This is a genomic window from Roseateles sp. P5_E1 (genome assembly GCF_054049335.1).
Genome location: NZ_JBFUMN010000012.1, coordinates 78135 through 98969, shown reverse-complemented (window position 1 = coordinate 98969; position 20835 = coordinate 78135). Strand labels below are relative to the sequence as shown.

The 20835-nt window shown below is 67.4% G+C and carries 16 protein-coding genes; 10 read left to right on the top strand and 6 right to left on the bottom strand.

Annotation, left to right across the window (positions count from 1 at the left end; all coding sequences use genetic code 11):
- Positions 1-2 precede the first annotated feature (2 nt).
- The 3 genes from ACXJKJ_RS13175 to ACXJKJ_RS13165 are packed head-to-tail and all read left to right on the top strand — an operon-like array spanning position 3 to position 2107.
- Complete coding sequence (locus ACXJKJ_RS13175; RefSeq protein WP_457390418.1) at positions 3-437, top strand: acyl-CoA thioesterase; 435 nt, start codon at positions 3-5, stop codon at positions 435-437.
- On the top strand, positions 434-862 hold the full coding sequence (locus ACXJKJ_RS13170) for a RidA family protein (protein WP_457390417.1): 429 nt from the start codon (positions 434-436) through the stop codon (positions 860-862). The genes ACXJKJ_RS13175 and ACXJKJ_RS13170 overlap by 4 nt, the downstream gene beginning before the upstream one ends.
- A 57-nt stretch (positions 863-919) precedes the next feature.
- Positions 920-2107, top strand: coding sequence for a DUF4172 domain-containing protein (locus ACXJKJ_RS13165; protein WP_457390416.1), 1188 nt, complete (start codon positions 920-922; stop codon positions 2105-2107).
- 70 nt (positions 2108-2177) lie between these two features.
- On the opposite strand, the gene ACXJKJ_RS13160 is transcribed toward ACXJKJ_RS13165, so the two are convergent.
- From ACXJKJ_RS13160 to ACXJKJ_RS13135, 6 genes are read right to left on the bottom strand one after another with little or no spacing between them, the layout of a single operon-like run.
- Positions 2178-2870, bottom strand: coding sequence for a hypothetical protein (locus ACXJKJ_RS13160; protein ID WP_056193545.1), 693 nt, complete (start codon positions 2868-2870; stop codon positions 2178-2180).
- A gap of 8 nt (positions 2871-2878) precedes the next feature.
- Positions 2879-3685 carry a DeoR/GlpR family DNA-binding transcription regulator gene (locus ACXJKJ_RS13155; protein ID WP_056193548.1) on the bottom strand — a complete coding sequence of 269 codons (807 nt, stop codon included), beginning with the start codon at positions 3683-3685 and terminating at the stop codon, positions 2879-2881.
- Positions 3686-3729: 44 nt separating this feature from the next.
- Positions 3730-4686 (bottom strand): N-acetylglucosamine kinase, encoded by a 957-nt coding sequence (locus ACXJKJ_RS13150; RefSeq protein WP_457390415.1) that lies wholly within the window; start codon positions 4684-4686, stop codon positions 3730-3732.
- 14 nt (positions 4687-4700) lie between these two features.
- The gene (locus ACXJKJ_RS13145; protein WP_056193554.1) at positions 4701-5870 is read right to left on the bottom strand and encodes an SIS domain-containing protein; all 1170 of its coding nucleotides are present in this window, start codon (positions 5868-5870) and stop codon (positions 4701-4703) included.
- 4 nt (positions 5871-5874) lie between these two features.
- The gene (locus tag ACXJKJ_RS13140) at positions 5875-7158 is read right to left on the bottom strand and encodes a D-tagatose-bisphosphate aldolase, class II, non-catalytic subunit (protein ID WP_457390414.1); all 1284 of its coding nucleotides are present in this window, start codon (positions 7156-7158) and stop codon (positions 5875-5877) included.
- Positions 7155-8078 (bottom strand): EamA family transporter, encoded by a 924-nt coding sequence (locus ACXJKJ_RS13135; RefSeq protein WP_457390413.1) that lies wholly within the window; start codon positions 8076-8078, stop codon positions 7155-7157. The genes ACXJKJ_RS13140 and ACXJKJ_RS13135 overlap by 4 nt, the downstream gene beginning before the upstream one ends.
- 385 nt (positions 8079-8463) lie before the next feature.
- On the opposite strand from ACXJKJ_RS13135, the gene ACXJKJ_RS13130 reads away from it, so the two are divergent.
- From ACXJKJ_RS13130 to ACXJKJ_RS13100, 7 genes are all read left to right on the top strand, one after another.
- The gene (locus tag ACXJKJ_RS13130; protein ID WP_457390412.1) at positions 8464-11295 is read left to right on the top strand and encodes a TonB-dependent receptor; all 2832 of its coding nucleotides are present in this window, start codon (positions 8464-8466) and stop codon (positions 11293-11295) included.
- Positions 11295-12389 (top strand): amidohydrolase family protein, encoded by a 1095-nt coding sequence (locus ACXJKJ_RS13125; protein ID WP_457390411.1) that lies wholly within the window; start codon positions 11295-11297, stop codon positions 12387-12389. Before ACXJKJ_RS13130 ends, ACXJKJ_RS13125 begins: the two co-directional genes overlap by 1 nt.
- Entirely contained in the window at positions 12386-15070 is a 2685-nt protein-coding gene (locus tag ACXJKJ_RS13120; RefSeq protein WP_457390410.1) for an alpha-galactosidase, read from the top strand. The genes ACXJKJ_RS13125 and ACXJKJ_RS13120 overlap by 4 nt, the downstream gene beginning before the upstream one ends.
- Positions 15067-16971 (top strand): NPCBM/NEW2 domain-containing protein, encoded by a 1905-nt coding sequence (locus ACXJKJ_RS13115; protein WP_457390409.1) that lies wholly within the window; start codon positions 15067-15069, stop codon positions 16969-16971. Before ACXJKJ_RS13120 ends, ACXJKJ_RS13115 begins: the two co-directional genes overlap by 4 nt.
- A 123-nt stretch (positions 16972-17094) precedes the next feature.
- On the top strand, positions 17095-19026 hold the full coding sequence (locus ACXJKJ_RS13110) for a DUF4832 domain-containing protein (RefSeq protein WP_457390408.1): 1932 nt from the start codon (positions 17095-17097) through the stop codon (positions 19024-19026).
- A gap of 23 nt (positions 19027-19049) precedes the next feature.
- Positions 19050-19922 (top strand): spherulation-specific family 4 protein, encoded by an 873-nt coding sequence (locus ACXJKJ_RS13105; protein ID WP_457390407.1) that lies wholly within the window; start codon positions 19050-19052, stop codon positions 19920-19922.
- A gap of 14 nt (positions 19923-19936) precedes the next feature.
- Complete coding sequence (locus tag ACXJKJ_RS13100; protein ID WP_457390406.1) at positions 19937-20797, top strand: spherulation-specific family 4 protein; 861 nt, start codon at positions 19937-19939, stop codon at positions 20795-20797.
- Positions 20798-20835: the final 38 nt, after the last annotated feature.

The window sequence follows — 20835 nt, the reverse complement described above, 5'->3', positions numbered from 1 at the left end:
CGATGAGCTTTGCTTTCCAACGTGAACAACTCGTGCGTTTCGGCCACTGCGACCCGGCCGGCATCGTCTTCTACCCGCGCTATTTCGAGATGCTCAACGAGCTGATCGAGGACTGGTTTGCTCGCGACCTCGGCCTGCCCTTCGATGTGCTGATCGGCCAGCGCCAGGTCGGCATGCCAACGGCCCAACTCGATACGCGCTTCCTGCGCGTCAGCCGCCATGGCGACCGCCTCGTGCAAACCATCCATATCGAGCGCCTGGGCGGCGGCTCGATGACGCTGCGCATCGCTTTCGACGGCGCCGACGGCACGCGTGTCGAATTCACCCAGGTGCTGGTCTGCACCTCGCTCGCCACCCACAAGCCCCAGGCCTTTCCCGCCGATCTGCGTGCCGCGCTGGAGCGCTCGCTCGCCGCACAACAGGAGACAAACACATGAGCAACCACAACAAGCAAATCCTGCAGCCCGCCGGCTGGACCCAGCCGCGCGGCTATGCGAACGGCGTCGCGGCCAGCGGCCGGCAGGTCTTTGTCGCCGGCCAGATCGGCTGGAACGAGCGCTGCGAGTTCGACAGCGACGACTTCATCGCCCAGGTGCGCCAGACCCTGCTCAACATCCGCGCCGTGCTGGCCGAGGCGCAAGCACAGCCCGAGCACATCGTGCGCATGACCTGGTACCTCATCGACAAGCGCGAGTACATCGCCCGCGGCCGCGAGGTGGGCCAGGCCTACCGCGACGTGCTGGGCCGCGACTACGGCATCGCCATGAGCGCCGTGCAGGTGTCGGCGCTGATGGAGGACAGGGCCAAGGTGGAGATCGAGGTGACGGCGATGGTGCCGGAGGCTGCGGGCCAGGGCGCTTGAGCCGCAATTCTGGTAATTCGGCTCACAATTTGAGCCGATAGTGCTAAATTGCGGCTCATGACCGCGAGAGCACGCCCCTGGAACTGGCTTCGCGCCGACTGGCCGGACTTCGTTTACGACAATGCGGTCGTCAGCGCCGACCTGGCCCAGGCCTACCGTTTGCATGGCGTCATGGAAGGCAAGGCTGCAGCCATCGGCTTCACCGGTACCAGCGACGTCGCGCTCGACTCGATGGCCGACGAGGTGCTGACCACGGCGGCCATTGAAGGGGAGCGGCTGTCTCTGGACGCCGTCAGGTCGTCGGTCATGCGCCGCATGGGCTTGAAGGCGCCGGGGCCCATCGACCGTGCCGTGGACGGCCTGGTCGCCGTCGTTCACGACGCGACCACCGCATCCGGCACGCCGCTCGATGAAGACCGGCTCTGCCGGTGGCAATCGGCGCTGTTCCCGGGCGGCACTTCAGGTGTTCAACGCATCGCCGTGGGCCGCTATCGGGATCACGAAGACCCGATGCAGATCATCAGCGGCCTGCCCGGCCGCGAGGTCGTCCACTACGAGGCGCCGCCATCGGCCGATGTGCCGCGGCACATGGCGCGCTTCATCAACTGGTTCAACGACACCGCGCCCGGCGGCGCTTCCTCGGCGGCACGCCTGGACGGCCTTGCGCGTGCCGCTATCGCCCACCTTTGGTTTGAAAGCATCCACCCGTTCGAGGACGGCAACGGCCGCATCGGCCGCGCCCTCGTCGACATGGCCGTGGCCCAGCACCTCAGCACGCCGGTCAGGCTGTTCAGCCTGTCGCGGCAACTGCTGGAGCGCCGCTCCGATTACTACGACCAACTGAATCTCTGCCAGCGTGGCGGCATGGACGTGACGAGCTGGGTCCAATGGTTCGCGCAGCAGTGTGCTGCCGCCTACTCGGCGGCCAGCGCCACGATGGACGCCGCCCTCGTGAAGCGCCGGTTTGCGGAGCACCACGGCATCGCCGGGCTGCCTGAACGCCAGCGCAAGGTGCTGCAGCGGCTGCTCGACGACGGTGACGGTGGTTTCGTGGGCGGGCTCAACGCCGAGAAGTACATGAAGATGACCGGCGCATCCAAGGCGACGGCGACACGGGATCTGGCGGAGATGGTCAAGCGCGGGCAACTCTGGACCACGGGCGCTGGCAAGGCCTTGCGGTATCACGTTAACGTGCCGGGCTGGACGCACGGTGGCGCGATCGGTGAGAGTTTGGGCACGCGGTAGTGGGGGAGCTCCGGCACCTCGTGCCGCGCCGGCAGGTGAGCATGAGGTCGCACCTCATTGGCAGGCGCAATTAACTGCCTGGCTTCCTGCTTCTTTGCAGAGCAACACCAGTGAGCTGCGATACATCGAATGGCGCCGATTCCATCGCGCCAAGACACTCCAAGATAATTCGCGCGCAGTCTCTTTTTACGCGCACAAAGATCTGCTGGAGATCTTCATAGCCGATGTGCAACCTTTGTTCGCTCGGAAAGAGGTCTTGCGTGACAGTCAGCTTTCCGAAATCGTCAGCGTGCAGAAACGCCTTCTTGTGAAGAATCGCGTTGCGCAAGATTCGAAGATCGCCCATCACGTCTGACTGAACCATATTCAGCTTTACCTGCATCGAATCCGCTAGTCGCTGGCGTATCTCCAGCTCCCAATATGCATAGATGAAGATGACTATGGAGCGCGCGTGTTGTTGCTCGTTTGAGCCACCAGGAGCGTTCGCCGCCATGTAGTCATTAGCTCTCGTGATGCGGTCCAAGATTACGTCGGGTTGCGAGGGGTCTTCGTACGAAGTCCAAACGACAACCTTTTGGGCAGCTTCGTTAAAACCAGTCTTCGTCGGCCGAAGGATGCGGTGAACCTGACGCTCAACCTTTGTGTGGTGACCTGCGTAGCCAGCGAGAGCATCCATGTACGCGCCGCATTGCGCGTTGACGAAATCAATGAACTCCTGGGCAATAGCCGCCGCCTCTTCATTTGGCTGAATCGCTTTGGTCACACGCAGTCCTAAGCCAACACCACCTCAATCCCCCGCCCCCTCAACTGATCCACGATCGCCTGATCCGCCCCGGTGTCCGTGATCAGCATGTCCAGCTGTTCCACCGGGGCGATGACCGACAGGTTGCGCTTCATCAGCTTGGACGCGTCCGCCACGGCCACGACCTGGCGGCTGATCTTCATCATCTGGGCGTTCAACTGCGCTTCCAACAGATGGGGCGTCATCAGGCCGATGTCGGGGTCGAGGCTGTCGACGCCGAGGAAGAGGCGGTCGGCATACAGGCCCTGCAACGCGGCCACGGCCTGGGGGCCGGACAGCGAGAAGGAGTTGGGCCGCAACTGGCCGCCCGGCATGATGAGGTTGACGTGCGGCACCGTGGCCAGCAGCGCCGCGATGTTCAGCGCGTTGGTGATGACGTTCAGCGACGTCAGTCGCAGACCGCGAATCTGCTTGGCAATCTCTTCGGTCGTGGAGCCCGAGTCGAGCAGGATGGTTTCGCCGTCGCGGATCATCTTGGCCGCCTCGGTGGCGATGCGCACCTTCTGCTCGTGGCGCAGCTTCTGCTTCACGCCGATGGGCACTTCCTCGGTGTCGCGTTGGGCCAGTGCACCGCCGTGGGTGCGCAGCACAGCGCCGGTGGAGGCCAGCGAGTTCAGGTCGCTGCGGATGGTGACGACGGAGGTGCCGAAGCGCTCGGCCAGTTCGTCCACCGTGACGCGGCCCTGCGTCTGCACCAACTCGCGGATCAGCCGGCGCCGCTCGTCGATGAGCAGCGGGCTTTCGGTTTTCGCGGGCAGTGAGAGGGAGGCTGGCATGCAGGGCTGAAGGGCGGGGCCGACTTTCGAATGATATCGACGGCTTAAGCGTCCAACCGCGCCAGCGCTTCGGCCGACAACGGCCGCCCGGCCAGGCGCGCTGCGTACAGCGCCGCGCCCAGTTCAGGTCCAAAGCGCGGTGTCTTCAGCACCGACCCCGGCAGGCGCCGCGCCAGCGCCGCCTGCAGCGGCCCCAGCACTAGCTCCCCGGCCGCAAACACGCCGCCGGAATAGGACACGGGCACGGCCTGGATGCCACAGACCCCGGCAATGCCGAGGTTGCGCGCCACGCCGGCGGCGAGGGCCGCCAGTTCGTCGCCGGCGCGCACCAGCAACTGGCGGGCCTGCACGTCGCCCGCGTTGGCGGCGGCCGTGGCCAGGCGGGCGACCTGGGCCAGCTCGCTGCGCGCGGCGCTGCCGTTGATCTCGCCGCAGAGGTCGAGGTCATGCTTGAGCTCAAAGTGCTCGCGCACCAGGCCGAGCAGCGGGCCGGGCTCGGCGCGGCAGTCGGCCATGCGCGAAAACAGGGCCAGGGTCTCGCGCGCCAGCCAGTGGGCCGAGCCTTCGTCGCCAAAGACTTCGCCCCAGCCGCCGCAGCGCGCGCCGCGGCCCATCCATTCGCCATAGGCGATGGAGCCGGTGCCGGCAACGAGGCTGATGCCGTCGGCGCCGGCCAGCGACCCGGCCCAGCTGCAGATCATGTCGTTGCCGACGCGGCTGTGTGGCACCACGCCGGTGAGCAGTGCGTCGAAGGTGCCGAGCAGCTCACTGTCCTCGCCATGCGCGGGCAGGCCGGCGAAGGTGTAGCTGACGTCGCTGGCCGCCACGCCGGCCTGGCGCAGCGCGGCCTGCACGCCGTCGCACAGCAGCGCGCGCAGTGCGTCGAAGCCGATCTCGATGTAGTAGCTCGTCGTCGACTCGTGGCGCGCGAGCAGGCGGCCGATCTCGTCCACGAGGACGAAGGCGGTCTTCGTGCCGCCACCGTCGATGCCGAGGAACATGGAAGTCATCCTTACTACTGCTGTGTCACGGGATGGATGGTGACACCGCTGACGACGCGGGTCACGGTGCCCGAGGCGCTGGGGTTGTCGGGCGTGATGCCGAGCTGCAGCGAGGCGAGCAGGGCCAGGCATTGCGCGAACACCAGTGCCACGGGTGCCAGCGCCAGGTCGGGGGCGGACGCAGGCAGGGCGAGGTGGACGTCGTCGGCATGCGTAGTTTCGGCACCGTTCAGCGCAGACGTACGCAGGGCCAGCACGCGAGCCGGGCCCTGCTGGCGCAGCTCGCGCAGCAGGTCGAGGTCGTACTGGCGCGTGTAGGGGTCGTTGGACAGGATGATGACGACCAGCGTCTTGTCGTTGAGGATGGTCTTGGGCCCGTGGCGAAAGCCCAGTGTCGAGTCAGCCATGGCGACGAGCTTGCCGTCGGTCAGCTCCAGCATCTTCAGCGCGGCCTCGCGGGCCAGGCCCAGCAGCGTGTTGCTGCCGAGGAAGACGATGCGCTCGAAGGACTGTTCGGCCAGTGCATAGAGGCGGTCGATCTCGCCCTCGGCCAAGGTCTGCGCGGCGCGGGCCAGGTCGGCCACCGGTGCGAGCGGCAAGTCGAAAGCCCAGGCCGCGGCCAACAGCATGCCGCTGAAGCTGGACGTCATCGCAAAGGCGCGGTCGTTGGTCTCGTCGGGCAGCAGCAGCACTCGCGCATGGGACTGGCCAGCCATGCGTTGGTTCAGCGTGCCGTCCGCCGCGCAGGTGATGACGAGGTGGTGGCAGGTCTTGATGAAGCGGTCGGCCAGCTCCACGGCGGCCAGGCTTTCGGGGCTGTTGCCGGAGCGGGCGAAGGACACCAGCAGCGTCGGCACCTCGGGCTGCAGGCATTGTTCGGGGCTGGAGACGATGTCGGTCGTTGCCACGGCTTCGACGCGGATGCCGGGGCGCTGGCCGAGGTGACGCAACAGGGCGGGCGCGATGCATTGGCCGATGAAGGACGAGCTGCCGGCGCCGGTCAGCACGATGCGCAGCTGGGGCAGGGCGAGCAGGGGCGCCAGGAAGGCGTCGAGGGCGGGGCGCTCGGCTTGCAGTTGGGCGTAAACGGTCTGCCAGACGGCGGGCTGATGAGCGATCTCACGGGCCGTGTGCGTGGCGCCGCGGTGGTCGAGGTCGGTGGGGTCGAGGTGAAGCAATGTCATGGGATCAGGCGGCGCAGGCGTGCAGATAGGGGCGCAGGGCTTGGACAGTGCCGTCGCGCAGCAGGGAATCGGTGCCGGTGGTGATGCGGCCGTCGCGCACCGCCTCGTACTGGCGCGGCAGGTACTGGCTCAGCAGCGTCAGCGGCGGCGGCGCGGCGTCCAGGCGGGCCAGCATGGTCCGGCAGGCCTCGCGCACGGCGGGGTGGGCCCAGTAGTAGCGGATGCGGTCGCTTAAGGAATATGCCAGGTCGACATTCAGCCGCGTCGGGTCTTGGTAGTAACCGCGCCAATGCTCGGGCTCGGCGCGCATGACGCCCAGCACGGTGTCGACCAGGCCTTCGCCCTTGCCGACCCATTCGCGCTCGACCGCGGCCAGCGCCCACAGCGTCTCGCGCAGCGCGAAGGTCACGCCGGGGCCGACCTTCAGGATGGCGAAGTGGTCGCGGGCCAGTTGGGCCAGGTGCTCGGGGGTCTGGTAGTCGGTCGAATGGGCTTCGAAAACCATGCCGGGCTGGCTTTCGATGAAGGCGCTCAAGGACCGCGCTTTCTCGGGCCGGTAGTCGATGACCTTGTGGTGGTCGAACTCCACGCCGGGCTGCACGACCATGGCGACGACACGCTCCCAGGCCAGGTCCAGCCCCGCGCGGGCGAAGGCGTCGCGGTGCAGTTCCAGCGTGGAGGCGGCGGCCTCGGGCGACGTCACCGCCAGTTCGCCCAGGTCTTCATGCGCGCCGCCGGGCACGGGCACTTCGGTGCCGATGACGTACACCGGCGGGTCGCCACGGTCGGGCGCGTCGCGCCATGCCTGCTCGGCAGCGCGGCACAGGCGCACGGCACGGGCGGCGATCTCGGGTTCGGGCAGCGGCACCGGGTCGCCGGCACAGGACATCGAGCAATCCAGGTGAATCTTGCGAAAGCCCGCACTCACATACTGCGCCACCATGATCTCGGCCTTGGCCATGGCCGCGCTGGCCGGCAGCTTGCGCCAGGCGTTGGGGCCGAGGTGATCGCCGCCCAGCAGCAGCAGCTCGGGCGCCAGGCCCTCGGCCTCGGCCAGGCCCTGCACATAGCGGCGGAAGTCCAGCGGCGTCATGCCGGTGTAGCCGCCGTCCTGGTTGACCTGGTTGGACGTGGCCTCGATGAGGGCCGGCCGGCCCTGGGCGGCGCATTCGCGCAGCGTGGCGGCGATGACGACGGGGTGTGCGGAACAGACCGAGGGAATGCCAATGGCGACATCACCGTTGGCTGCCTGCTTGTGGCGGCGCACGAGGTCGAGCATGAGCTTCATGCGGCGTCTCCTTGAACGGGTTGGGAAGAGGAAGAAGAGGAGGGCGTTTCGGGTTGCAGCGCCAGCAGCAGCGCAGCCAGCAGGGCCAGCGCGACGCCGAGCAACTTGGCGCCGCTGGGCGAGGCGCCGCTGAGGGCCATAGACAGCATGGCCGTCAGCAGCGGCGCGCCGGCGTTGACCATGGGCGACACGACCATGGCCTTGCCGTAGCGGAAGGCGTAGACCAGGGCCAGCGCGCCGATGGCGTTCAGCACCTGGATGACGGCGGCAAGGCCCGGGCCCTGCCAGCCCCAGTTGATGGGCTGGGAGAAGTCGGTCATCCACAGCGACACCGGCACGCAGGCCAGGGCGCCGATGGCCATGTAGAAGAAGATGCTCTCGGCGCTGGTGCCCGCGTTGGCCAGCTTGATGAAGTAGGCCTGCAGGCCCCAGGCGACGAGCACGGCCAGGGCCAGCACAAACCACAGGCCCATCGGCTGACCCGCCTGGCCGCCTTGGCCAAGCTGCAGGTCGAACAGCGGCAGTGAGCACAGCGCCAGCACGATGCCGGCCACGCCCAGCTTGCCGGTGCGCTCGCCCAGCAGGCCGAAGGACAGCGCGATGGTGATCGCCGGCGACAGCGACACGATCGGGAAGATCAGATAGGCCGGGCCCGACTGCACCGCGCGGAACAGCAGCATCTGGCCACCGGCACCCAGCAGCCCGACGGCCAGGCCGAGCACGACGGAGCGGCGGTCGCGGTCGATGCGCCAGCCCGTGCGGGCCAGCACGATGACCGCCGGCGGGATCATGGTCAGTGCCCACACGGCATAGATCAAGGTGTCCGGGAAACCATGCTCGGCCGGCAGGCCGGTGAAGGCGCCCCAGACGCCCCAGAGCATGGTCGAGATCAGTGCATACGTGAGCCAGTTGCTCTGCATCGGAAGTCTTTCGTGGATCTGGAAGTCCCGTTTGGAACTTTCGAGCGAAAGCATAAACGAACGAAAACGAAAACACAACGACGAAAACGCCTTCGTATGCCAAATTCCGGAGGCGAGGGGCGAATCCCTATATAGCTCGCGCCTCTCCCTTTATGTCAGCGAGGTGGAAGCCTTTCGTGGCATGATTCATCGAAAGCATTCGGCATCGGTGAAAACTCTATACGAAATCAAACGAAAGAATTCGTAGACTTGCGCCAAGCCGGTTCGAGGGGCATCCGAGGAGCCGGCACACCGCACCGGGGGAGAGCTGCCCCGGCATCCAAAGCAGATGACATCGCGCTGCCCTGACGGCAGCCCCGACACACAAGATCAAAGGAACTGTTCGATGAGTCCTCGCCTGCAACCCCGTTGTTTCGCGCTGCACCCGCTGACGCTGGCCGGCCTGATGGCCCTGACCGCCTTCGGTGCCGTCGCCCCGGCCTGGGCCCAGGAGGCCACCAAGGCCGAGACCGACAACACGCTGGACCGTGTGGAAGTGACCGGCACCCGCGCCAGCCTGCAGAAGTCCCTTGCGCTCAAGCGCAACGCCGCCGGCGTGCAGGACAGCATCAGCGCAACCGAGCTGGGCCGCTTCCCCGACAACAACGTGGCCGACTCGCTGAGCCACATCACCGGCGTGTCGATCTCGCGCACGGCCGGTGGCGAAGGCCAGAAAGTCAGCATCCGCGGGCTGGGCCCCGAGTACACGATCACGACCTTCAACAACCGCCTGCTCGGCACCGACAGCGCCGGCCGCTACTTCGCCTACGACGTGCTGCCGGCCGACGTCATCAGCGGCGCCGACGTCGTCAAGTCCGCGCAGGCCTCCCTCGTTGAAGGTGCCATCGGCGGCCTGGTGAACCTGCGCTCGGCCAGTCCCTTCGACCAGAAGGGCCAGCGCGGCCTGCTGCGCGTGGAAGCCGACCGCAACCAGATGAGCAGCCTCAACGGCACCAAGCTGTCGGGCACCTACAGCAACACCTTCGGCGACCAGGTGGGCGTGCTGCTCGGCGTGGTCTATGCCAAGCGCGACGTGCGCACCGACACGGCCGGCAACGACGGTGGCTGGAGCCGCAATCCGGCGCCGAACAAGCCGGAGCTGTTCTGGCCCTGGGGCAACACCTGGGGCGGCGCCATCGACCCCAACGGCAACGGGCAGTTGGACCCCGACGAGGAAGGCCTGATCGGGCCGGGCCAGTTCCGCTTCGGCACCATCATGGAGAAGAAGGAGCGCATGGCGCTCTCCGGCAAGGTCGAGTGGCGGCCGAGCAGCGACGTGAAGGTGGTGGTCGATGGCTTCAAGACGCGACTCGACTCGCCGCAGGTGGGCTACCAGCTGTCCTTCTACCCGCTGTACGCACCGGGCCGCTGGTCCAACATGAAGATCACCAACGGCGTGGTCACCGACTTCACGTTGGCCAACCCCGACCCGGAGATGGCGCTCAACCCCGAGCTGCTGAACAAGACCGAGTACCGCGTGGTGGACACGTCGATGTACGGCGCCAACGCGGAGTGGAAGATCTCGCCCACGCTGAAGTTCGCGGGTGACCTCTACGAGTCCACCTCCAAGCGCCACTCCGGCGGCAACGACAGCTATGTCGTGCTGCGCATGAACCAGCCCAACGTGACGCGCATCCAGCTGACCGGCTCGGCCGTGCCTGACGTGAAGACCACATTCGCCGACGGCCGCGACCTGCAGACTGGCCTGGCCCAAGGCCTGTTCAAGGCCAGTGACTTCAACACACACTACTACAGCCGGGCCGGCGACAACATCGACGACAAGATCAGCGGCGCCACCGGCAACTTCGAATGGAAGCTCGACCGCTTCACCATCGACCAGCTGAAGTTCGGCCTCAGCCAGACCAACCGCAAGAAGTCGCGTGACCTGATCAACAACGCCTTCAATGCGGGCGACGGCCACTACTCGGGCGCCAGCGCCATCAACGTCGGCGCGCTGGGTGGCAACGTCATCAACCAGACGCTGAGCCCCAACGGCTTCCTGGACGGCGTCAGCGGCAACTTCCCGCGCAGCTTCCTGGGCTTCGATGTCAACAACTACGCCGAGGCGCTGAAGGCCTACGACGGCAAGCCCCGCCCCGGCGGCGGCGTCTACAGCTCGGCGGCTTCAGCGCCGGCGTGGAACCCGCTCGAAAGCTACCGTGTGACGGAGAAGACGACCACCGCCTTCGTGCAGGCCGACCTGTCAGGCGATGGCTGGAACGCCGATGCCGGCGTGCGCTTCGTGAGGACCAAGACGACCTCCCAGGCCTGGGACGCCAAGATCACCAACATCATCGAGAACGGTGCGTTCAACTACACGGCCATCTACGCGCCGCCGTCTGTCGTGCAGCAAGAGACCACCTACAACTTCGCGCTGCCGTCGGTCAACTTCACCTGGCTGTTCACCGACAACCTGCAGCTGCGCCTGGGTGCCGCCAAGACCATGGCCCGCCCGTCGGTGGACAAGCTGGCGCCGACGAGCACCACGGCCAGCATCTCCTGGGGCGACTTCACGCAGGTGTTCGGCGGCAATGCCGAGCTCAAGCCCTACAGCGCCCGCCAGGCCGATGCGTCGCTGGAGTGGTACTACGCCAAGGACTCGGCGCTGACCTTCGCCGTCTACCAGAAGAACATCAAGAACCAGATCACCAGCGAGTACCTGACGGGCCAGAACATCGGCGCGCCGGGCGGCCGGCTGTTCAACGTCAGCCGGCCCATCAACGGCGACAAGGCCACCGCGCGCGGCTTCGAGATCGGCCTGCAACACCTGTTCGACAACGGCTTCGGCGTGCGGGCGCAGTACACGCGCAACAAGTCGCGCAGCTGGGTGGGCGGCGAGGAGCGCGCGCTCGAGGGCATCGCGCCGGCCACGTCGTCGCTCGGCCTGCTGTACGAGAAAGGCCCGTGGAGCATGAGCGCCACGGCCGACCACACCGACGCCTTCGTCACCGCCACCAACGTGCTGGGCGCCGGCTTCAACGAGCGCGCCAAGGCCGTGACCTGGGCCACGGCCCAGATTGCCTACGAGGTCAACAAGTGGCTGCGCCTGAGCATCGAAGGCAACAACCTGACCGACGCGACGCAGGAGTACACGCTGGGCAACGAGAGCGTGAAGCTGCCCCAGGGCTACTACCGTTATGGCCGTTCGTTCACCGTCGGCGCTTCGATCAAGTTCTGATGAAAGATCTCCTCCGTGTTGCCGCCCTGCTTGCCGGGGCGGCCTTTTTATCCGCACAGGCTGCAGATGGGGCCAGCTACACGATGGCCGACTACAGCCGTGTCGTGAAGATCGACACCCACCTGCATCTGCACAACCCCGCGCCGGCCTTCATGGCGGCGGCCAAGCGCCAGAAGTTCAAGGTGCTGACGATCAACGTCGACTACCCCGACTTCCCGCCGCTGGGCGATCAGCAGCGCGTGGCGATCGAGCTGCAGAAGCAGTTCCCCAAGGACGTGGCCTGGGCGGCCAGCTTCTCGGTGGACGGTTCGGACCAACCTGCATGGCTTCCCGCCACGCGCCAGCGCATCGCGGCGGCCATGAAGGCCGGCGCCGTCGGTGTGAAGGTGTGGAAGAACATCGGCATGGGCCTCAAGGGTGCCGACGACAAGCTCGTCATGATCGACGACGCCCGCTTCGCGTCGCTGTTCGACGACTTCGCCAAACAAGGCATCCCGCTGCTCGGCCACCAGGGCGAGCCCCACAACTGCTGGCTGCCGCTGGACAAGATGACGGTCAACAATGACCGCGAATACTTCAAGGCCCACCCGCAATACCACATGGCCCTGCATCCCGAGATGCCCAGCTGGGAAGCGCAGATGGCCGCGCGCGACCGCATGGTGGCGGCGCACCCGGGCCTGAACTTCATCGGCGTTCACCTCGCCTCGCTGGAGCGCAGCGTGGATGAGCTGGCCGCCTTCCTGGACCGCTTCCCCAACGCCAAGGTCGACGTTGCCGCGCGCATCGGTCAGCTGCAATACCAGAGCCAGAAGGACCGCGAGCGCGTGCGCCGCTTCTTCATCAAATACCAGGACCGCATCCTGTATGGCAGCGACATGTCGCAGGCGCCGGACCAGGACGGCGCGGCGCTGGCCAGGGAAGCCGAGGGCGTGTGGCGCATGCACTGGCGCTACTTCAACACGGCGGACAGCTTCAAGGTGAGCGACCTCGACAAGCCGGTGAAGGGCCTGGCGCTGCCGCGTGAGGTCGTCGACAAGCTCTACCACCTGAACGCCGAGCGGACCTTCCCCGGCGCCTGGGGCGGCAAGCGATGACGGCACGCCGGGCCTTCCTGCAGTGGCTGGGCGCCGCGCCGCTGGCCACGCAATTGCCGCTTGCCCAAGCTGAGGGCAAGGGCTATGTGCGCGTGCAGGACGGCGCGTTGTCGCTGCAGTTCGACGATCAGATGCGCTGCCGTATCGTCAGCTTGGCTGGCAAGCAACCGGTGCAGCTGACGGGGTTTGATGCCAGCGAGCATCTGGTTGTGAAGGGCAAGGCGTTGAGCCGCTTTGCGCTGAAGCAGGCCGAGCCGGGCAGGGCTGCCACGCCCTTCGGCGCCGGTCAGACGCTGCGCCTCGTCGGCCGCTCAACGGACGGTATCGAGAAGCGCGTTACGGTCACGTTGCTCGACGAGCACCCCGGCGTGGCGCTGCTTGACGTGACCTACGTCAACACCGGCGACAAGCCGCTGACCATTGACGCCTGGGTCAACGCTGCCCATCGCCTGGCCGCAGCGCCGCGCCACGCGGGTGGCTGGTGGACGTATTCCGGCGCCAGCCACGCCGACCGGCGCGACTGGGTGCAGCCCGTCAAGCGCGGCTTCGAGCAGCGCAATTTCATGGGCATGAATGCGTCGGACTACGGCGGCGGCACGCCGGTCGTCGATGTCTGGCGGCGTGAGGTCGGCTTGGCCATCGGGCACCTGGCCCTTCAACCGCAGCTCGTCGCGCTGCCCGTGAAGGCCAGCGGCGACCAGGTCGACATTTCCCTGCGCGGCGAATCACCGCAGACGCTGGCGCCCGGCGCCACGCTCACCACGCCGCAGACCTTCATCGCCGTGCACCGCGGCGACTTTTTTGTGCCGTTGGACCGCTACCGCCGCCTGATGGCCGCGCAGGGCCTGGCCGCGCCCGAGCCGCCGACCAGCGCCTACGAGGCGCAGTGGTGCGCCTGGGGTTATGAGCGCGACTTCTCGCTCGACTATGTGCGCGCCACGCTGCCCAAGGTGCAGGAACTGGGCTTCAAGTGGGCCGTGCTGGACGACGGCTGGCAGGTGAAGACCGGCGACTGGACACCCGACCTCGCCAAGTTCCCCAAGGGCGAGGTCGACATGAAGGCACTCGTCGCCGACATCCATGCCCGCGGCATGAAGGCGCGCCTGTGGATCGCGCCGCTGGCGGTCGCGCCCGGCAGCGACGAGCTGCACGACCACACCGACCTGCTGCTGCTGGACAAGGACGGCGCGGTGCAGAACGTGACGTGGTGGAACAGCTTCTACCTCTGCCCGGCCTACGAGAAGACGCAGGCCCGCCTGGCCGCCACGGTGAAGAAGATCATCGGCGACTGGGGTTTCGATGGCCTCAAGGTCGACGGTCAACACCTCAACGGCGTGGCGCCTTGTTTCAACCCCGCGCACAAGCATGCGCGGCCAGAAGACGCGGTGGAAAAGCTCGCCGACTTCTACAAGGTCATGCACGACTCGGCCCACGCGGCCAACCCGGAAGCGGTGGTGGAGGTCTGCCCCTGCGGCACCGGCTATGCCTTCCACAACATGCCCTTCATGGACCAGGCGCCGGCGTCCGACCCCCTGTCGAGCTGGCAAGTGCGCCACAAGGGCAAGACGCTGAAGGCGCTGATGGGCCCATGGGCCGCCTACGCGGGCGACCATGTGGAGCTGAGCACCGGTGGCGAGGACTTCGCATCCAGCGTCGGCATCGGTGCCGTCGTCGCCAGCAAATTCACTTGGCCGGTGGACCCGAAGCCCAAGGACTCCTTCCTGCTGACGCCCGAGCGCGAGCAGCACTGGCGCCAGTGGGTGGACCTCTACAACCGCCAGCGTCTGGCCGAGGGCCGCTATCGCGGCGAGCTGTATGACCTGGGCTTTGACAAGCCCGAGACCCATGTTGTCGAGCAGGGCGGGGCGCTGCATTACGCCTTCTATGCCGAGCGCTGGGATGGTCCGGTGACGCTGCGTGGCTTGGCACATGGCCGCTGGAAGTTGCGCGATTCGCTGACGGGCAAGGAGCTTGGCGTGGTGAGCGCAGACAAGCCCACGCTGCCCGTTCGCTTCACGCACAGCCTGCTGATCGAAGCGCGACCTGAAACGCCAGACTCGCTGCCTATCGCCTTCGCCGCCAAGGTATCTCAAGTGGGTGCCGACGGCTTCCCGCTCGCCTCGCAATGGGCCGACGCGCCCGCTACCTTCTTCCGCCACGACTGGCAGGGCAAGGCGCTCGCCGGCCCGCAATCCACCCGTGTGCAGTTGCTGCGCGGTGCGAATGAGCTCTACCTGCGCTTCATCTGCAAGTTCGACACGCTGAACACCTTTGAGCGTGCGGCATCCGCCACGGACATCTGGCCGCTGTGGGAGCGTGACGTCGTCGAAGTCTTCCTGCAGGCGCCGGACCGCGCAGGGCTGAAGAGCTATCGCGAGGTCGAGGTGTCACCCAACGGCCTGCTGCTCGAGATCGCCGTCGAGGCCTCGGGCAAGAAGCGCATCGTCGGCGAGAGCCGCGCCAAGGCGCACATCGACGCCAAGCACAAGGTGTGGACGGCCGAGCTGGCCGTGCCGATGCAGAGTGCAGGCGGCGCCGACGACGGCTGGCGGCTCAACCTGTTCCGGGTTGAGGGCCAGGGTGCGGGTCGTGTCTACTCCTGCTGGAGCCCGACGCACACCCCCGAGCCGGACTTCCACCTTCCCGCCGCCTTCGGCCGCCTGATGACCCGCACCGCATGAAGCATCGCCTCGCCCCGATCACCCTCGCCTTGACCCTGCTCCTTGCCACCGCCCATGCGCAGCAGCAACCCCTGGCCTCCACCGGCCGCTGGGCCCATCAGGGCGTCGGCAGCGCGCCGACGCCACCGATGGGCTGGTCGAGCTGGAATGCCTTCCACATGGACCTCACGGAGCAGAGGGTGCTTGACTCGGCCCAGGTCATCGTCGACACCGGGCTGGCCGCGGCGGGTTACAGCAACATCAACATCGACGACGGCTGGTGGCGGCAGCGCCGCGCGAGCGACGGCCGCATGCAGGTGCGCACGAATCTGTTCCCGAGCGCGGGCACCGGCGGCGCGGCCGGCACGTCGCTGCGCCCCTTCACTGACAAGATCCACGCGATGGGGCTGAAGGCCGGCCTGTACTCCGACATCGGCCGCAACGCCTGCTCGCAGGCCTACAACACCGACAGCCCCAACCTGCCCGAAGGCAGCCAGGCCGAGCGGGAGGTGGGGCTGATGGACAACGTAGAGCGCGACATCGCGCTCTACTTCGGCGACTGGAACTTCGACTTCATCAAGGTGGACGGCTGCGGCTTGTCGTCGTACGGCAAGGACCGCCCCCCGGTCACTTCGGGCCGCTTCCGCGAGTTCGGGCCGACGGTCATCGAGGGCAATGCCAACCAGTCCGACATGGACGGCGCCMGCGCCCTCTACGGCCGCGTCACGCAGGCGTTGCGCAGCGTGCGGCCGCATGGCGACTATGTGCTGTCGGTCTGCCTCTGGGGCGCCGCCAACGTCCGCAGCTGGGGCGCCGAGGTGGGCACGATGTGGCGCACGAGCCGCGACATCGCACCCAGCTTCTCGCAGATGGTGCACAACTTCGACACTGTGGCTACGCGCGAGTTCTACGCCGGCCCGGGCCGCTGGAATGACCCCGACATGCTGGAGATCGGCAATGGCGACTTCGACGGCAACCATCTGCTCGAAGCCCGAACGCACATGGGCCTGTGGGCCATTGCGGCCGCGCCACTGATGATCGGCACGGACCTGTCGAAGGCGCCGCCCGCCCTCATCGACATCCTGAAGGCGCCTGAGGTCGTCGCCATCAATCAGGACCCGGCCGGCCATCAGGGCGTGCTCGCCTATGCCGACAGTGACCGGCAGATCCTCGTCAAGAGCTTGGCCGATGGACGCAAGGCCGTGCTGCTGTTCAACCGCACGGGTGCTGCCGCCAAGTTCACGCTGACCGCCGAACACCTGAAGATGGACGCGACAGCACCCGTCGTGCTGCGCGACGCCTGGGCGCGCGCCGACGCGGGCACGTTCACGGACAAGCGCGAGTTCGAGCTGAAGCCGCGCGAGGCGCTGCTGTTCACCGCCACCGGCAAGCACCTGCTGCCGCGCGGCTACTTCGTCTCCGAGCGGCCCGGCAACGTCTACGTGGYGCGCGACGGCATCCGCGCGCTGGAACAGGACCCCATCGGCTACCGCGCGCTGGCCTCGTGGTCCACCACCGACAACGGTGGCACGCGCCCGGCCTACGCCGGCTGGGGCGGGCCGCGCGCCGACTCGACGCCGTACGACCAGGGCTTGAGCGTGCAGCGCCAGGCCTTCCGCCATGGCGTCGGCGTGCTGGCCGATTCGCGGCTGCAGGTGCAGGTGCCCGCCGGCTCGCAACGCTTCGTTGCCCGCGTCGGCGTGGACGACTCGACGCGCGGCAAGACCGCTGCGGTCAGCTTCGAAGTCTGGGGTGATGGCCGCCGCCTCGCGGCCACGCCGCCCACCAAGTTCAACCAACCGGCGCGCGAACTCCGCGCCGACCTGCGCGGCGTGAAGCTGATCGAGCTGATCGCGCGCCAGCATGGGGCCGACACCGCAGGCCCCCTCGTCGTGACCTGGGGCGACGCTCGCATCGAGTAGCCGCCCAGCACGCCTTCTCTCCATCGCTATTTGGCACCGGTCGCGCCGGTGCCCTGGCCGCGCTCGCGCTGACGTGGCCCGGCCCCTCCCGTTCAGCGCTCAGTCGTTCATGAGGAGAACCCGATGCACTCCATGCGTCCCTGCCCCTTGCCCCGCGCTCGTGCGGGGCTGAAGCTCGCCTTCCCGCTCGCCCTGATCGCCGCCTGGCCTGTTGCCGCGACCGCAGCGCCCCTGGTGTCCAACCCCCTGGGTGCCTGCCTGGAAACCAAGGTCGACACCTGGGACATCCGCCTGGCGACCTGCAATGGCAGCGCAGCCCAGGACTTCAGCCTCACGCCGGTCAGCACCGGCAGCAGCACCTACACCCTCAAGAACGCGCAGGCCAATCTGTGCGTCTCCGCCACCGGCACCAGCTCCGGGTCCTTCGTGGAGCTGAACACCTGCCAGCCCAGCCAGACGGGCCAGCGCTTCTCGGTGGTGGCGCTGGCGGGCGGCTCGACCGCCCAGCTCAAGCTCGCGGCCAACAACCTCTGCCTGACGGCGCCGACTCAACTGGCCCAGGTCGGCTTCTCGGTCGCGACCTGCAATACCGGCAATGCGAACCAGGCCTGGCGCCTGAACGCCCCGGCGCCTGCACCGACACCAGCCCCCACGCCGGCGCCCACCCCAGCGCCGACGCCGGCACCTACTCCCGCCCCAACGCCCGCTCCCACGCCAGCACCGACGCCTGCGCCCGCACCGGTCGAAACCAGCTTCACCGCCAGTACCGCCGAGATCGCCAACCCCGAGCGGGGCATGTACACCTGGGCCGCCGACAACCTGCTGCTGTGGACGCAGGCCGATGCGGATTCGCAGTTCCAGTCCGGCTACCGAGTCGTCTATGCCGCAGTGCGCCTGGACGCCTATGCCAACACCACGCTGCCCGCCAGCCTGCTCACGCAGCTCTCGGACCGCTTCGCGATCGCGCGCCGCGCCGGCCTGAAGCTGGTGCCACGCTTTCTCTACAACTACCCGGCCAACGAGACCGAATACCAGAACGTGAAGGACGCGCCGCTGGCGCGCGTGCTCGGCCACATCGACCAGCTCAAGCCGGTGCTGACGGCCAATGCCGATGTCATCGCCTATCTGCAGGCCGGTTTCATTGGCGCCTGGGGCGAGTGGCACACCTCGTCCAACAACCTCACCGCGGTCAGCCCGCGCACGCAGATCCGCGATGCGCTGCTGAACGCCCTGCCGACCGACCGCTTCCTGCAGCTGCGCTATCCGCCGTATCTGATGCAGTGGGCCTCGCAGGTGCCGAGCTGGCGCGACGGGTCGGCGGCCTCGCGCATCGGCGTGCACAACGACTGCTTCCTGGCCTCGGCCACCGACGTCGGCACCTACAGCGAGGACGCCGCCACGCGCCAGAGCGAGCGCAACTACACCGCCTCGCTGTCACGCGTCGCCCCCTTCGGCGCGGAGACCTGCAACCCTGCCGATGAGGAAGGCGCGGTGCCGCGCACCAGCTGCACCGACATCCTGAACGAGGGCAAGCAGTTCGGCCTGACCTATCTGAACAACGACTACTACCGCGACCTCTTCCACACCAAGTGGGAGCAGCAGGGCTGCATGGCGGAGGTCAAGCGCAGCATGGGCTACCGCTTCGAACTCTCGACCTTGCGCCACAACGATGCGGTGACGGCCGGGCAGTCGGGCACCCTCCTGCTCACGGTGCGCAACAGCGGTTGGGCGCGCGCCTTCAACCCGCGTGCGGTGCAGCTGCTGCTCAAGCACAAGACCACCGGCGCCGTCGTGCGCATCGCGCTGCCAGCGGTCGACCCGCGCAGCTGGTTGCCCAACACGACGAGCACGGTGTCGGCGGGCTTCACGGTGCCGGCGGGAACGCCGACGGGCGCCTACGACGTGCTGCTCGCCCTGCCAGACGGCGCCGCATCGCTCAGTGCCGACGTGCGCTACAGCGTGCGCCCTGCCAATGCGGACAACACCGCCAAGGCCCAGGCCTGGGATGCGGCGCTGGGCGCCTTCCGTGCCGGCACGACGCTGACCGTCCGGTGAACAACCTTCTCCAGGAGAAACGAATGTCCAATTTCCAAATCAAGCTCGCCGCCGCGAGCCTGCTGACCCTAGGCGCCACGCTGGCCTGCGCCGCTCCGACCGGCTTCGGCATGGTGGCCTACTGGGGCGAGACGCCCAGCACCTATGGCGGCCAGATCCCGAGCGGCACCCAGGTCGTCATCAACCCCAACAGCGGCGCCACCGGACTCTCCGCCAGCCAGATCACCAACTGGAAGGCCGTCATCGCCAACATCCGCGCCCAGGGCGGCAAGGTGTTGGGCTATGTGGCCACCGGCTACGACTACAACACCGCCGACGAACTGGCCCGCTACAACGCGATCAACGCCAACCTGACCGCCTACAAGACGACGCTGGGGGGCGTGGACGGCTTCTTCTTCGACGAGGCCGCCTTCGACGACGCGGCGCTGACGGACGCGCAGAAGTGCAATGGCACGCCGCCGAAGTTCAGCGCCGTGCGCGCCAAGATGGCGGCCACCGGCACCGGCGGCACGGTGGTGTGGAACGCCGGCTGGCCGGGCGCCAGCAGTTGCTTCGTCAGCGCGGCCAGCTATGGCGAGCACATCGTCATCTACGAGGCCAAGTACAGCGACTACGTGGCCGCGGCGAGCTGGCTCAACGGCGGCGTGCAGAGCCTGGCGGCATCGCTGGGCGTGAAGACCTGGCTGCTGGTGCACTCCGCCACCCAGGCCGAGATGCGCTTGACGCTCAAGGGCAGCGCGGCCAACTACGTCTACGCGACCAGCATGACCTACAACCCCAGCCTTCCCTGGGGCGGCCCGATCTGGAACTACACGCCGACCTACTGGGGCAACGAGGCGCTGAGCGGCTCGGAGCGCTGGTGCCTGAAGAGCCTGAAGACTGGCGGCAGCTGCTGAACGGAGACCCTGACATGAAGCATTTGAAAACCCTCATCGCTGCATTAGCCCTTGCAAGCGCGGCGCCCTTCGCGTCGGCCATCGAGATCATCGTGCCGGCCTACTTCTATCCGTCATGGATGCCATCGCAGAACGAGTGGCACCAGCTCAGCTGGGCTGCGCAGCAGGGTGCGCAGGTCACGGCCATCATGAACCCGGGCAACGGGCCGGGCCTGGCCTCCAACAGCGACTACGTGGCCTCGGTCAACGAGTTCCGCGCCGCGGGTGGCAAGGTGATTGGCTACGTCTACACCTGCTACGGCGTCAACCACTGCACCTCGGAAGTGCCGCCGACGCGCTCGACGCACGAGGTGCTGGCGGATGCGCAGAAGTATGCGAACTGGTATGGCGTGGACGGTGTCTTCCTCGACGAGATGGCGACGCAGCCGGGCGCGCTGCCCTTCTATCAGACCGTCAGCAACAGTCTGCGCGCGGTGCATCCGGGCTGGGAGATCGTCGGCAACCCGGGCGTGACGCCAACTGCGGGCTACACGGCGCTGGCGAACACGCTGATGAGCTTTGAAGGCTCGTACAGCGACTTCATCAACGGCTCCTTCCTGAGCGGCTTGACGAATGCGGCGTCGACCGGCGCCATCGTGCATAGCGTGGCGACGGTGGCCCAGATGCAGCAGGTGATGGGCCTGGCCAGGCAGTATGGGCTGGGGGCCATCTACGTCACCGATGGAACGATGGCGAGCGGCAATCCGTATCTGCATCTGCCGAGCTATTGGTCGGCGGAGGTGGCGGCCGCGGCGGTGCCGGAGCCGGCGCAGGCCGGGATGCTGATGGCCGGGCTGGCCTTGATGGCAGGCATCGTGCGTCGGCGCCGTCGCTGAAGAAAAAAGGCGAGGCGCCTTTCAACGCCTCGCCCTCT

Coding starts and splice junctions, on each gene's coding strand:
- ACXJKJ_RS13170 (WP_457390417.1), top strand. CDS start 434: ATGAGCAACCACAACAAGCAAATCCTGCAGCCCGCCGGCTGGACCCAG.
- ACXJKJ_RS13120 (WP_457390410.1), top strand. CDS start 12,386: ATGACGGCACGCCGGGCCTTCCTGCAGTGGCTGGGCGCCGCGCCGCTG.
- ACXJKJ_RS13110 (WP_457390408.1), top strand. CDS start 17,095: ATGCACTCCATGCGTCCCTGCCCCTTGCCCCGCGCTCGTGCGGGGCTG.
- ACXJKJ_RS13130 (WP_457390412.1), top strand. CDS start 8,464: ATGAGTCCTCGCCTGCAACCCCGTTGTTTCGCGCTGCACCCGCTGACG.
- ACXJKJ_RS13100 (WP_457390406.1), top strand. CDS start 19,937: ATGAAGCATTTGAAAACCCTCATCGCTGCATTAGCCCTTGCAAGCGCG.
- ACXJKJ_RS13135 (WP_457390413.1), bottom strand. CDS start 8,078: ATGCAGAGCAACTGGCTCACGTATGCACTGATCTCGACCATGCTCTGG.
- ACXJKJ_RS13140 (WP_457390414.1), bottom strand. CDS start 7,158: ATGAAGCTCATGCTCGACCTCGTGCGCCGCCACAAGCAGGCAGCCAAC.
- ACXJKJ_RS13155 (WP_056193548.1), bottom strand. CDS start 3,685: ATGCCAGCCTCCCTCTCACTGCCCGCGAAAACCGAAAGCCCGCTGCTC.
- ACXJKJ_RS13175 (WP_457390418.1), top strand. CDS start 3: ATGAGCTTTGCTTTCCAACGTGAACAACTCGTGCGTTTCGGCCACTGC.
- ACXJKJ_RS13145 (WP_056193554.1), bottom strand. CDS start 5,870: ATGACATTGCTTCACCTCGACCCCACCGACCTCGACCACCGCGGCGCC.
- ACXJKJ_RS13125 (WP_457390411.1), top strand. CDS start 11,295: ATGAAAGATCTCCTCCGTGTTGCCGCCCTGCTTGCCGGGGCGGCCTTT.
- ACXJKJ_RS13150 (WP_457390415.1), bottom strand. CDS start 4,686: ATGTTCCTCGGCATCGACGGTGGCGGCACGAAGACCGCCTTCGTCCTC.
- ACXJKJ_RS13105 (WP_457390407.1), top strand. CDS start 19,050: ATGTCCAATTTCCAAATCAAGCTCGCCGCCGCGAGCCTGCTGACCCTA.
- ACXJKJ_RS13165 (WP_457390416.1), top strand. CDS start 920: ATGACCGCGAGAGCACGCCCCTGGAACTGGCTTCGCGCCGACTGGCCG.